This window comes from Brevibacillus sp. (assembly GCF_003521185.1).
GTDB lineage: Bacteria > Bacillota > Bacilli > Brevibacillales > Brevibacillaceae > Brevibacillus > Brevibacillus parabrevis.
This window is the reverse complement of sequence record NZ_DOTK01000078.1, coordinates 14,467-26,991: the sequence shown is the minus strand read 5'-3', so window position 1 is coordinate 26,991 and position 12,525 is coordinate 14,467. Positions and strand designations below refer to the sequence as shown.

The following is a 12,525-nucleotide window of genomic DNA, read 5'->3' as shown; positions in this document are numbered from 1 at the left end:
TTGCCTGCCGTATGCAGGATGATGAATGGAACGAGAGGCTAGTGCATGCCCACGTTACGCGACTTCGATCGTGTCCAAGGCGTGCCCAGGTACGACAAAGCCCAACGGTCCAGACCGTACCAGCCAGCGACTTTCCAAGCGAGAACGAGCCATGTGGCAAAAACAAACAGCATCGGGTTGGTGCTGACTGTCCCTGCGAACAGGAAGCTGACGTTCATCAATCCGCCGAAGAAAGCGGCAATTCCGGTAAGCAGGCCGAGAATGAGTCCGAGACCAACCAGTACCTCGCCGTAAGCGACCATGAAAGCGAACAGCTTGGCATTTGGCAAAACGGCGCTTTCCAAAAACCAGCCGTACCAGGAGGTGACGTCTTTTCCTTCCGCTGCTTTCGCGAGCGAGCCTTTGACGAAGCCCTCGATGGCAGCTCCAGCTTTGTCTCCTGTCCAGGAGTCGGTATGGATTTTTTTCCAGCCTGCTGTCAGCCAAGTGTAGCCGACATACACGCGGATGATCAGCCAGATCCATGCCGAACGGGTGCTGGTGAACAAAAATTGTGACACGGGATTTTCAGGAATGATGATTTCGTTGTTGCTTGGTGGACGCATGTGTACGTGCCCTCCTTATAAAAATAGAATGGATATCCTGTGATGGATATTGATTCCAGGTGATTTTAACACAAGGAACGATTTGATGCAGTGGTTTAGGGCATAAGTTCATACGGTGTTCATTGACACTATTGGCACGATGTTAACCTTAGTTCGATTGTCATGTGTTCGGATGGACATAAAAAGCGCAAAAAGGTAAGAAGACATAGTTTTTGCAAAATAAAGTCATCGGGAAGAAATATTGACAAGTTAAGATATGGTAAATTATGTTGAGTTTTGTTGAAAAATACGGAGACTATTGGAGCATACTTATGAAACGAAATTTTGTGTCTTTTCAAATGAAACTCAGCGTTATGATCTCGCTGTTTACGATGCTGGTCGCGATTGTGCTGTCGCTGATCGACTATTCGCAGCTCAAGGCCACGATCCTTTCGGAAAAAGCGGTGCAGTATCAGCTAGTCGAGGATCGGATCATTCATGCCGTCAAAAACGTCGATCTCGTGTACGGCGTGTTCGAGCAAGACATGGAGGAGCGGATGAAGGGCGCACTGGAAAAGCTGGCGAAAAACTATCAGGCCAACTCGGCGCTTTCGGCGTGGGACTATGCGGCTTTGCGCGAGCAGTACGGAATGGATTTTTTCGTCATTGATCGAAACATCAAAGTAGTGCAGTCCAGTGTCGCCTCTGACGTGGGACTCGATTTTAGCCAATCGGGAGCTTTCGCGGAGGTGTTGAAGAAACGAATCGACGGAAGCAAGTTTTCCGCCGACGGAATGGAAGTGTCCGTCAACAGCGGGCAGATCAAAAAGTTCGCCTATCTCCCAACCGGGGATCACAAATATTTGCTGGAAGCGAGCATGAATTTGCAGGACAGCGACTTGTTCCAGACGTTCAACTTTCTCGATGTCTCGAAGGAGATCGCAGGCAAATACAGCATTGTGAAAGAAATCACCGTTTACTCGCACGATGGCTACGCGCTCGGCAAAAAAGGGGAGGACGGCAAAGCTTTGCGCATCGCGCAGCGGTTTGCGCCAACTTTTGAAGCGGCGTTCTCCACGCAGACGATCAAGGAATTTCACGAGAGTACGGGAGAGGACGACCAAACATACCGCTATATCCCATACAAGCTGGATGAGAGCGCCAACGACCTGAGCCGTTCCCGTGTAGTGGAAATCGTCTACAACAATACGGAGCGCAACGAAGTGCTCGCCAACAGTCTCCGGTCTGCGCTATTGAAAATGGCGGCAGCGGTGGCAGGAGCGCTGATCTTGTCGTTTGTGCTCAGCCGCTTGATTACCGGACCGCTCGACCACATGCGCAAGATGATTGCGCAAACAGCCGAGTTCGACTTGCGCGAGCAGATCGTGGCGAAGGAGCAGGTGACGGAGGATGAGATCAGCCTGATGGCGAAGTCGATTTTGGTCATGCGCGAGCAATTGCGGGAAGTGGCGAGCAAGCTTGCGACCGTCTCTCATGTGGTAGCGGAAAATGCGCAAAGCGTGCAGCAATCCACAGTGGCCGTCAGCGAGCAATCGAGCGGAACGGCGGAGGCGACTGCTGTCTTGCTGTCGCATATGCAAGAGACAATGGCTTCGACGGAAGAAATGAACGCTACTCTTACTGATATTCAGCATGTCGTTCACGCAGTCACTTTGCGCACGACCGAAGCAGCGGCTACCTCACAGGACGTAAGCCAGCGAGCCGATGTGTTGAAGGAAAATGCCGTTGCGGCGCAAGTATCAGCAGCCGAGTTGTATCAAAGCGTGAAGCAGCAAACGGAGCAGGCGATTGTGCAGTCGACCGAATCGATGGGGCAAATCAATTTGTTGGCAGAAGCGATTTTGCATATTTCCGAGCAGACGAATTTGCTCGCCTTGAACGCCGCGATTGAAGCGGCGCGTGCCGGGGAAAGCGGAAGAGGCTTCTCCGTCGTGGCTGATGAAATACGCAAGCTGGCGACACAGTCGTCTGCGGTCGTCATCGATATTCAGCGAATTATCGCCATCGTGCGCGAGTCCGTGAACAATCTCGCAGAAAACTCTTCCAGCGTGCTGGAGTTTATCGACAGCAAAGTCCGCCCGGACTACGGCAAGCTGATTCACATGTCAGAGCAATACAACAGCGACGCACATCATTTCAACACATTGCTGACGGATTTCAGCGCTTCGTTCGAAGAATTGAACTCGTCGATTGCCAGTGTAGTGGCGATCGTGGAGCAAGTGACAAGCTCCATGGGACAAAGCGCATACAGCGTCGAAGCGATCACCGAGCAGGCGCAAATTATCGCGCACAACAACCAGAAAATCGCGACCATCTCCGAACGTAATGCGGAGTTGACGCATTCGATGGAAGAGATCGTCCAGCGCTTTCGCCTGTAAGTGAACAAAGTCATGAGCGTGAACATGCCCCCTTCGTACCGAGAGCGAAGGGGGCATTGCTTTGCTTTTACAGGACAGCTTTCAGTTTATCCGGGTTGCGAACGAAGTACAGGCGGTGAATTTTTTCTGCCTTGCTGTGCAGGAAAACGACTGTATCTACTGCGTCATTTTGCCGGATGACGAGTGCCGTTTGGCCGTTCAGCGAAGCAAGCCCTACTTCGTACGGAGAGCCTTGTGCGGCGAAGCGCATCAAGCCAAGCAAGAACTCCGCGACACGTTTGCCAGACACGACCGGACGTATGGCAGCGAATACTTTTCCACCGCCATCCGAGAGCAGTTCAGCGTCTGCGGACAAGAGCGTGAGCAAAGCGTTGACATTGCCGTGTTCCAGCGCATGCAGAAAACGGCCGATCCATTCTTCGCCGATTTCTTTTTCGTGCGCGTGAAGCTGTTCGTCTGCATCCAAACCGAGCTTGGCTTTGCAGCGGCTGATGATTTTCCGGCAATTGGCCTGGCTTTTTCCGACAAGCTGGGCAATCTCGTCGTAGTCGAAGGCAAAAGCTTCGCGCAGGACGAAGACCGCACGCTCGACCGGAGACAAGCGTTCGAGCAGCACGAGCATGGCGTACGACAACAAATCTTTGGTGATGACCGATTCGTAGCTGTCCGCTCCGGGAGTAGGGATCGGTTCGGGCAGCCATGGCCCCGTGTACAGCTCCCGCCTGTGGCGTGCCGATTTCAACAGATCGAGGCAGCGGTTTGTCGTCATTTTGCACAGGTAGGCTTTTGGCTCTGCGATTTGTTCCAGCTCGACATCGTACGCTTTCAAAAAGACATCCTGCACGATATCTTCCGCATCTGTGGCCGAGCCTGTGAGCTGGTAGGCGAGACGAAACAGCAATCCTTTGTATTGCTGATAAAGGGCCTCCATCGCATGTTCACTTCCTCTGGCGTCTAGTGTCAGCATCGTTTTTTCCTTATTTTATCATGCTGGCAATATTCCACGTGAACTGACGCAGCTTCCAGCCCAATTTCCCCGTCAAAATGATGTCCACGCCCCATTGGCGCGTCCAGACGATCGCCCGCTCCGGCCCCAATCCGACGCAGTAGAAGTCCATGCAACTTTTATGAACGGGAGACTGCGTTCCATCCAGATCAGCGAGGATAATTTTGCTCAACCGGGCGGCTTGCCTGCTCGCTTCCTTGCACGTCATCCGGTCCGCCTGACCGCTTGCCGGGTCGACGATGCGGGCGCAATCGCCAATGCTGTAGACGAAAGGGGCGCCAGCGACCCGATACGATTCATCCACGACAAGCTGGCCGTGTGTGGTGAGCGGCAACCCCATCTGGCGCAGCGCCGGGTTCGGCAGCAGACCGAGCGCCCAGATGCACAGACCGACAGCAAGCGTGCGGCCCGTGGACAGACTCAGCTTGCCGTCCTGCTCGCGAATGGCTTTTGTCCCGTGCAAAACCGTGACTCCGCCGTCCAGCAAAGCTTGTTCCAGCTTGCGCGCCATTTTCACAGGTCCTTCCGTGAAGAGGCGATTTTGCGCATTGAGCAAGTAGACAGTGACTTCATGGGGAGCGATGCCGAGGTGTTGCGCTTCCTGCCGCATGGAAAAAGCAAGCTCGGAAGCTGTCTCGATGCCGCTGATGCCCGCTCCTGCGACAGCGATTGTCAAGAGCCGCTGTCTTTCTTCGGGGCGCTTTTCCAAAACGGCCAGCCGCATATTTTGCTGCCAGGTGTTGCGAATCGTCTCGGCGGCTGCCACATCAGACAAGGCGATTCCGCCCTGCTCCGGTTCTGCTCGGCGGGCGACGCTGCCTACCGCGAGGACGAGCACGTCATACGCAAGCGACAGTTCTTTTCCGCCTTTATCTACATAATGGATCATCTTGGCGCTTCCCTGGACAGAAACGACCGTACCTTGCAAAAATTCAACGCCTGCGGGGAAGATGGTTTTCAACGGGATGGCGATATCGGTTTGGGAGACAGCTGGCTTGAACAGCAAAACTTTGCGCAGATGGTAAGGCTCCTTGTCGATCAGGACGATGCGTGCAGGGCGTCCTTTGCATGTGTCCTGGATTGCTTTAACGGCATTGATTCCGGCATAGCCGCCACCGACTACGACTACAGTCATTTCTTTCATGGAGATCAGCTCCTCGCTGCGATTTGACCATATAACGAGGCGGGGGCAATTTTTGTGACGCAGCAATCAGAAGTTTTTTCGGAAAAGGGCGATTCGGCGAAAAAGTTTGTGCTTCAAACAAGTTTTGATAGAATGAAAGAGTCGTGGAAAGGATTTCCTGACTTTCTAGCGAGGAGCCTTTTGGCGAACAGAGAGACAGCGATGTTTTTGGGAGGATGGAAAGAATGGCATACAAGGTGTATACACAAGCAGAACGTCCTGATTTGAACGATCAGATGGCCGAAGTGCTCGCTGCCAGCTGGTCTACCTTCATGCTGCATGACGAAGTGGCCGACCAGCACTACGATCGGCTGGAAGAGTGGTTTGCTTCTTTTCAATATTTGTTGACCGATGAAAACGACAAGGTAATGGCCGTGGGCAACTCGATTCCTTTTTACTGGGACGGCACGCTGGAAGGAATGCCGAAGGGCTGGGGAGACGTCTTTCTGCGCGGGATTGAAGGACACGCCCAAGGCCAGAAGCCAAACACATTGTCGGCGCTTTCGATTTCAATCGACCCTGCGCATCGCGGTCTTGGACTGAGTCGTCACATGGTGGCGGCGATGAAAGACATTGCGAAGCAAAACGGGCTGGAATATATGGTGGCGCCTGTTCGCCCATCGCTCAAGCACAAGTATCCGTTGACCCCGATGGAAAACTACATCGAATGGAAGACGGAAGAGGGCGCTCCTTTTGATCCGTGGGTTCGCACGCATTGGAAGATGGGGGCGAAAATCATGAAAGTGGCGTCGGAATCCATGTCGATCGTGGGAAGCATTGCCAACTGGGAGGAATGGACAGGCTTGAAGTTCCCTGAGTCCGGCACGTATATCATTCCGGACGCGCTTGTCCCTGTGCGGATGGATGTGGAGAAAAACGAGGCCAAGTACGTGGAGCCGAATATTTGGATGCAGCATTTTCTGTAAGCGCGCACAGGCTGTTGCATTGCGAGGAATTGCCAGATCAGATTTGTGTAAAGGAGAGCCGCTTTGTCGAGGCTCTTCTTTTTTGGGTACTTTTTGGCTCCGGACTTGCGCCTTTTGGTATTTTGTCGTGTTTGTTCTATATATTTTTTATTTTACGCCAAAGGAATATATTCCCATTTTTCTAGTCGTGTTATATTATAAAAAATATAAAAGATAAAAATTTTTTAGGGGGATCTCAATGCTCACCGAAGAAATTGGAGAATTGCTCCTTGCCTATCGACAGCGGGAAAATATATCGTTAAGCGAGCTTGCAGAACGAACGGGTATTAGCAAAACAGCACTTTCCAGAATGGAGTCAGGAGCAACCAAGCGGCCAGGTTTTTCCCAGTGGAAGAAGATCGCAAGTGCTCTGAAAATTCCGTATGTCGATGTTATCTCCGTCTATTTAAGTACAACCGAAAGACCTGCATCGATTCAGTTGTTGTTGAACGAAGCTATTTCGCTTAACAGCCAGGCTCTCGTGCGCAAAGCGGCTCAGAAGCTGCTCGACACACCGAAAATGGATACTTTTCTTGCGCTGGACTACCTTCATCAACTGGCAAAAGAAACAGAGGACTCATCGACTAAATTGGCCTTGCATGAGGTGATGATCGAGTTTACGAGAAAACGCGGCATCCCTTTCTATCTGGCGAAGAATCTCTACGCGCGTTATTTGCTCGAACGGGATGATTTTTCCCGCTTTGAAGAAACTTTTCAGCGAGGAATGGAATTGTTGCACTATATCGACCTGCTGCAACCGTTAGAGCGCATCGACTACTATTACTGGATGGGCGTCCACGCTTATATTTTGGATTATTACAGCGAAAGCATTGAACTGTGCGGAAAGGCGTTGATGGAAGACAGGACAAACGACAGCAGGCAAAAAGCTTCAGCGTTAATCTCTGTCGTGAACGCTTATTTGCGCCTTGGATATTTGATTTTGGCTGAGCAATATTTGGAATTATACGAAAAAAGTGAATATGCGGATTTCCGAAAGAAGCATTTGCGGGCGCTGCTGCATGCGAAAAAAGGAGAATACGACCAAGCGATTGCGCTGTATAACGAGTGCTTGCATGAAGCAAAGCCGTCTGAGCGCATTACGATTGCCAGCGATCTATTGGACGTATACTTCGAAACGGAACAAAATGGTGCGATTCAAGAGCTGATCGCTACTGAAGACACCTTTTTGTCGGTGGACACCCATCCTAACCGAATTAAACATGCAGCCAGATACTTTAAACGAAAAGGCATTTGCTTGATCTCAATGGAGCTGGAGGAGGAAGGGATCGACAGTCTCACACAAAGTATTGCATTTTATCGACAAATTGGAGCGGCGGCAAAGATGGTTGAGGGTTTTGAGACGATTTTTAAGTACCATCTAGCAAATAGAAAGGATGTATCTTTCGAGACCGTGGAAAATATCGCGGAAATTTTCCGTGCTAGTTTAGTAAAAGAATAGGGAGGTAGAGTGCCATGAAAAAATGGTTGCCTGGATTCGCTGCTTTCATTTTTCTCTTCACCATTACCCAAATACAATACATGCCGCAGCATGCTGATCCTGATTGGGTGAAATTTGTCATCACATTCGCGGACCCCGATTGGTAAAAATAACTGTTTGCCAAGCGCTGCAAAAGCCTCTTTTTTCAGAAACAAACAAAGAAACAGCCGAAAAAAACGAGCCGTAGAATCACTTCTATGACTCGTTTTTCATTTGGAGAAACCAGTTTCCGAACGGTTGCGAGAAAACTACACCCGCTCAACCGGAGAAGTCAGGCAAGTAGGGCCGCCCGTGCCTTTATACGAGATTTCATGACCCTCGTACTCGTACACCGTAGCGCCCGCTTTTTGCAGCAGCTCTTTTGTGAGCGGATTGCCCGCTACGACCATGCACAGGCGAGGGGCGAGCGCGAGGACGTTGCTGCCCAGGTTATCGTATTCGTTGTCGGGAACTTCAATCAGTTCAATGCCTCTGTCGATGAGCAGCTGACGGAAGAAAACAGGCATCAGCTTGGAATAGACGACGGCGAGATCGTGGTCAACCATGCTGATAATCGACATCAGGTGCAGGCACTCCGCCGGGCCGCGGTCGTATGGCAGCGGAACGACGATGATTTCTTCCGTGAAATCTTTGACCATCTCCGTAATTTGCGCGATCGCCGCCTGGTTGGTGCGGAAGCCTAGCCCGATGGCGAGCGTTTTTTCGTCCAGCCAGACGAGGTCGCCACCGTCGGAGCGGGCATCGCCTGTCAACTGTCCGAGAATCGGAATGTTGTTTGCTTGCAAAAAGTCTTTGTATACTTCTGCTTCACCCTGGCGCAGCTCTTTGCCGGATTTGAGGATGATCGCCCCTTTGGACGTGAACTTCACCGGATCATGGGCGTAGATGGAATCGAGTCCGGTTTTGTCCGATTGCGGGAGATGCAGGACGTTTTCCACATGCTCTTGCAAAATGGCTTCGAACTTCTCGTACTCGTGCAAAGCTTTGTCCCAATCAGGACGGTCTGTATAGTTAAAGGTTTTCCACGATTCTTCGAGGTGGGCCTGGCTGATAAAAGCTTCACGGGGATGCTTGATGATGACTGTCTTCATCTTTTTGACCATGGATTGGCTGCCTTGGAACATAGTTGCCTCCCTTTATTCCGTATTATGGAATATTGTTCATATTTCGAAAAATCACTCTAAGTGTACACATTCTGATTTTGGACTGTCAATCGCTATTCCGCGCCAGATGCGGGGATTTGTGTAAAATTTTTTGCGATTCACAAAATTATAGCAAGTAGTTTAAGATATGAGATAGACGAGAACATAGAAAAAGGGGAAATGACAGTGATTCAATCGTTTGATCGGGCGATGGCGATTGCGACGGCACTTGCGTCGGACGAGCATAGAAAGTGGTGGACCATCAACGATTTGGCGAAAGAATGCCAGCTTCCGCTGAGTACGACTTATCGCCTCCTGTACACTTTGATGAATCACAATTTGGTGGAGCACGATGCGGCGACGAAGCAGTACACGTTGGGAATCAGGTGGATGGAGTTTGGACTTCGCGTCCTGGATCGGATCGATTATCGCAAAGTGATCAAACCGATGATTGAGGAGCTGGCCAGAGAAGTCGAGGAAAGCGTTTATTTCAGCCAGCCGAGCGGTTTGGAGTCGATCGTGGTCGATCGAGTGGACAGCCAGCACAATATTCGCATCTACGATCAGCTTGGCTTGCGCATCCCGATGCACATCGGTGCAGCGAACAAGGTCGTTTTGGCGCACATGCCAGAGGAGGAAGCGAGGCAGACCGTGCTTCAGCTCGTCGGCGAGGAGGAGACGCCTGCATTTATGGAGAAGCTGGCCCAGATTCGCAAGGCTGGTTACGCGGTGAGTTTTGCGGAACGGACAGAGAATACAGCTTCTGTTGCCTCTCCGATTTTTGATTATACGCAAAAAGTAATCGGTGCTCTCAGCATCGGAATCGTCACCTTTGATTTGAAAGAAGAGCGGTTGAACTATTTGATCGAGCGCGTGCAGGATGCTGCCCACAAAACATCGCAGCGGCTGGGGAGCATATAATTTTTCTTCGGTCCATATAATGGAAAATTTTCTGCGATATGAAAATAGCAACGTCTTTTTCAAGGCCGTCAGCTCGGGAAATCGGGAAACGGCCTTTCTTGATCGGCGAACTTGTATAATTGCTTCCAAAACTTTACATAGTAAAATGAAGAAAGGCATAGAGCAGGGGGCACAAGTGGGTGGAGCTGTTCAGTGAAAGCTTGATCGTGATCGGGCGGGTTTGCTCGATTTTGCCGCTATTGTTGATTGTGACGCTATTCATGGGAAAACGCTCGATTGGCGAGCTGCCTGTTTTTGATTTTATGGTGATCATCACGTTAGGCTCTGTGGCAGGGGCCGATATCGCCGAACCGAACGTCCACCATATCCCCATAGCTGTAGCGATTGTGACATTGGGCGTGCTGCAACGAATCGTGTCGCAATGGTCGGTCGTTTCCAGGCGCTTTGGAAAAATGGTCACGTTTGAGCCGACGGTTGTTTATTACAACGGCGAGTTTCTCGTCGATCAGCTGAAAAAAATCCGCTATTCCCTCGACAACGTGCTGCAAATGCTGCGGGAAAAAGATATTTTCGATCTCGCCGAGATTGATATGGCGATTATCGAGGCCAACGGGCGTTTGACGGTCTTGAAAAAATCGGCACAGCAGACCGTGACGAGACAAGATTTGCAAATCAAGACGGCTTCGACAGGCATTTCCTTGCCTGTGATTATCGAGGGGAAAATATGCGCAGAAGTGTTGACCTATCGCGAGCGGGATGAAAACTGGCTTTTGCAGGAGCTACATAAAAGCGGCGTCGCGGTTGAGCAAGTATTTTTAGCTACATTGAACCGGCAAAACGATTTGCTGTTTTTTGAAAAACATCCGAAGAACGAGCAACAAGTGCCGCCCGTTCATCATTAGGGGGAGGGGTAAGGCTCGCTGCGGGTACAGCCGGGATACGTGTGAAAACGGGTCATGTGATGGTGAAAAAATCAACGCTATGACCCCAGCAATTAAACAGGTACTGACATTGCTCATTCAAGTGGCTTCCGCCATACTCACTTCTTCCCGTCTCCCCATAGTTTAGGTAGGTTCAGTGTGTATTATATTGATCCAAAATATCGCGTATGGCTGCATCAATCTTCTGAGAAGTTACGGCGGTTTACAAATGAGGATTTCGATCTTTCGTAGAAACACGAGCGTATCCTATCTTCACCTTGTTACTCCCTTCGACATTCTATTGCAAAGAGTATATCAATGAATTGAAATGTTTCAAAAAAAGCACACTTTATGACATGTTGAGAGAAGCAGATTTCCAATGTGTCATAAAGTGTGCTTTTTGACAGGTAGCTCAAAGCAAATTGTGGTACCTGAGTGCTAAGTAGCGCTGTATAGGAATATATTTACAAAAAATCAAAATATCGTAAAATAAAAGAAGTTATACGTTTCTTGTGTATATGACTAAGGAGGAGTTCTTTTCGTATGGGAACAAGCAAAGCGATGCTAAAGTCAATTCGTTCTGAAATTCATAGCAACATGAGAGAGAACGGATATACACTTAGCAAACTCAGTGAACTAAGCGGTGTTAATCCAGGTCATCTGAGTGAGATTTTAAATAGCAATCCGCCGCGTGCCATTACGATTGGCCAACTTGACGCAATGGCAATGGTTTTTGGTCAACCTCCTGGATGGTTGTATGAGTTGTACCCGGAAGAATGTATCTCCGAAGATAGAATCTCGCGGCCGCGTTTGGTACCTTATTTGGTTCGATGCGCTGAGCTTGGGCGGCAGGATTGCATTGAAGCGGTTGTCTCCAAATTACTAGAGAAGCCCAAAAGTGTTTCCATTCTCTTCACTGTGGCAGAGGAATTATTTCAAAATGGGAAAAAAGCTTCGTCTGTCCCCTTTTATCAGTTCGTGATTGAAACGGAAAAAGATAGTCATTCTGAATTATTTGTGATCAGCCAATATCGCTTATTTCGTGCGGTACAAGGGGCAAATGCCGAAGATAACTGGAAAGCAATCATACGGTTTGAACCCTACAGGAACAGATTATCTGAAAATCTTCAATTGGATGCGTTGCTACAGCTAGCGAATGCGTGCTACACGTTGCAGAAATGGAAAGATGTTGAGAAATATGCAGACGAATTACGAACTCTAGCTATTGCAGTTTATCAGGATCAGCTACGCAAGAAAGACATCGGTAAAACCGAGGAAAGATTAGATACGGAACGTCATCTAGTCGTATATTATGGGCAAAGTTCCTTGCTAAAAGGAATCGCTCTAACTATGCAAGAAGAATATGAGGAAGCAGAAAAGCATGTGCACGAATATACGGATCTTAGCTGGTTTGAACTGTTGGATGAGATAGGATATAAAGAAGTAAAGAAATTCAATGTCTGGGGAAGGGCCAATTTATATGGACTTGGCTTAAAAAAGGGAAACCTGAATCTCCTATCAGAGTATGTTGATTTCTTAACGGAACATCCAAATGAGATTCTTCCCGGCATGTTGACCATCATTGAAGCAGCTAATCAGCATGGTTTTTGTATAGATGAGCTGCTAGATCATTTTTCTGCTCATCTATCCAGCTTCCATGATCATCAGAACCCAATTAATTTGAGTCAGAATTTTCACTTTTGGGATCAAAAGTCCGAATATGACTTTAGAAAAGGACGCACCTCACAAGCGATAGATGAGTTACTGCTATGCTTAGATTTCTCTGACAAAATGGCCTATTATCATGGCTTCAAACGTTGTATCACAAAGTTTTGGAAACACTTGCCCCATGCATCAAACGAGCAAAAAGATCGCTATCAAGCCATTTTAGAAGGGAGAGTGTGAGT

The 12,525-nt window shown here is 49.2% G+C and carries 11 protein-coding genes; 7 read left to right on the top strand and 4 right to left on the bottom strand.

What is annotated here, in order from left to right; translation table 11 throughout:
• Positions 1 to 38: 38 nt before the first annotated feature.
• Complete coding sequence (locus tag DEP07_RS22815) at positions 39 to 605, bottom strand: DoxX family membrane protein (protein WP_122963751.1); 567 nt, start codon at positions 603 to 605, stop codon at positions 39 to 41.
• A 311-nt stretch (positions 606 to 916) separates the two neighbouring features.
• Here DEP07_RS22815 and DEP07_RS22810 point away from each other — a divergent pair, with 311 nt between their 5' ends.
• Positions 917 to 2,983 (top strand): methyl-accepting chemotaxis protein, encoded by a 2,067-nt coding sequence (locus tag DEP07_RS22810; protein ID WP_173599390.1) that lies wholly within the window; start codon positions 917 to 919, stop codon positions 2,981 to 2,983.
• Between the two features lie 67 nt (positions 2,984 to 3,050).
• Here DEP07_RS22810 and DEP07_RS22805 read toward each other — a convergent pair whose 3' ends face one another.
• Positions 3,051 to 3,914, bottom strand: a complete 864-nt coding sequence (locus tag DEP07_RS22805; protein WP_242775246.1) for an RNA polymerase sigma-70 factor — start codon at positions 3,912 to 3,914, stop codon at positions 3,051 to 3,053.
• A 46-nt stretch (positions 3,915 to 3,960) separates the two neighbouring features.
• Positions 3,961 to 5,133 (bottom strand): NAD(P)/FAD-dependent oxidoreductase, encoded by a 1,173-nt coding sequence (locus DEP07_RS22800; protein ID WP_280649116.1) that lies wholly within the window; start codon positions 5,131 to 5,133, stop codon positions 3,961 to 3,963.
• A gap of 224 nt (positions 5,134 to 5,357) precedes the next feature.
• On the opposite strand from DEP07_RS22800, the gene DEP07_RS22795 reads away from it, so the two are divergent.
• From DEP07_RS22795 to DEP07_RS22785, 3 genes are all read left to right on the top strand, one after another.
• The gene (locus tag DEP07_RS22795; protein WP_122963755.1) at positions 5,358 to 6,098 is read left to right on the top strand and encodes a GNAT family N-acetyltransferase; all 741 of its coding nucleotides are present in this window, start codon (positions 5,358 to 5,360) and stop codon (positions 6,096 to 6,098) included.
• Positions 6,099 to 6,336: 238 nt separating this feature from the next.
• Positions 6,337 to 7,596, top strand: coding sequence for a helix-turn-helix domain-containing protein (locus DEP07_RS22790; protein ID WP_287103044.1), 1,260 nt, complete (start codon positions 6,337 to 6,339; stop codon positions 7,594 to 7,596).
• A 14-nt stretch (positions 7,597 to 7,610) separates the two neighbouring features.
• Positions 7,611 to 7,742, top strand: a complete 132-nt coding sequence (locus DEP07_RS22785) for a hypothetical protein (protein WP_267901842.1) — start codon at positions 7,611 to 7,613, stop codon at positions 7,740 to 7,742.
• Between the two features lie 141 nt (positions 7,743 to 7,883).
• On the opposite strand, the gene DEP07_RS22780 is transcribed toward DEP07_RS22785, so the two are convergent.
• Complete coding sequence (locus DEP07_RS22780; RefSeq protein WP_287103043.1) at positions 7,884 to 8,759, bottom strand: dimethylarginine dimethylaminohydrolase family protein; 876 nt, start codon at positions 8,757 to 8,759, stop codon at positions 7,884 to 7,886.
• Positions 8,760 to 8,963: 204 nt separating this feature from the next.
• Between DEP07_RS22780 and DEP07_RS22775 the strand changes: the two genes are divergently transcribed.
• From DEP07_RS22775 to DEP07_RS22765, 3 genes are all read left to right on the top strand, one after another.
• Positions 8,964 to 9,698, top strand: coding sequence for an IclR family transcriptional regulator (locus DEP07_RS22775; protein WP_353772896.1), 735 nt, complete (start codon positions 8,964 to 8,966; stop codon positions 9,696 to 9,698).
• Positions 9,699 to 9,877: 179 nt separating this feature from the next.
• The gene (locus DEP07_RS22770; RefSeq protein ID WP_122963758.1) at positions 9,878 to 10,600 is read left to right on the top strand and encodes a DUF421 domain-containing protein; all 723 of its coding nucleotides are present in this window, start codon (positions 9,878 to 9,880) and stop codon (positions 10,598 to 10,600) included.
• Between the two features lie 561 nt (positions 10,601 to 11,161).
• Positions 11,162 to 12,523 (top strand): helix-turn-helix domain-containing protein, encoded by a 1,362-nt coding sequence (locus tag DEP07_RS22765; protein ID WP_122963759.1) that lies wholly within the window; start codon positions 11,162 to 11,164, stop codon positions 12,521 to 12,523.
• Positions 12,524 to 12,525: the final 2 nt, after the last annotated feature.

What these genes read in the sequence shown, in the direction of transcription:
- DEP07_RS22790 (WP_287103044.1), top strand. Translation starts at nt 6,337, where the DNA reads ATGCTCACCGAAGAAATTGGAGAATTGCTCCTTGCCTATCGACAGCGG.
- DEP07_RS22805 (WP_242775246.1), bottom strand. Translation starts at nt 3,914, where the DNA reads ATGGAGGCCCTTTATCAGCAATACAAAGGATTGCTGTTTCGTCTCGCC.
- DEP07_RS22810 (WP_173599390.1), top strand. Translation starts at nt 917, where the DNA reads ATGAAACGAAATTTTGTGTCTTTTCAAATGAAACTCAGCGTTATGATC.
- DEP07_RS22780 (WP_287103043.1), bottom strand. Translation starts at nt 8,759, where the DNA reads ATGTTCCAAGGCAGCCAATCCATGGTCAAAAAGATGAAGACAGTCATC.
- DEP07_RS22765 (WP_122963759.1), top strand. Translation starts at nt 11,162, where the DNA reads ATGGGAACAAGCAAAGCGATGCTAAAGTCAATTCGTTCTGAAATTCAT.
- DEP07_RS22815 (WP_122963751.1), bottom strand. Translation starts at nt 605, where the DNA reads ATGCGTCCACCAAGCAACAACGAAATCATCATTCCTGAAAATCCCGTG.
- DEP07_RS22785 (WP_267901842.1), top strand. Translation starts at nt 7,611, where the DNA reads ATGAAAAAATGGTTGCCTGGATTCGCTGCTTTCATTTTTCTCTTCACC.
- DEP07_RS22795 (WP_122963755.1), top strand. Translation starts at nt 5,358, where the DNA reads ATGGCATACAAGGTGTATACACAAGCAGAACGTCCTGATTTGAACGAT.
- DEP07_RS22800 (WP_280649116.1), bottom strand. Translation starts at nt 5,133, where the DNA reads ATGAAAGAAATGACTGTAGTCGTAGTCGGTGGCGGCTATGCCGGAATC.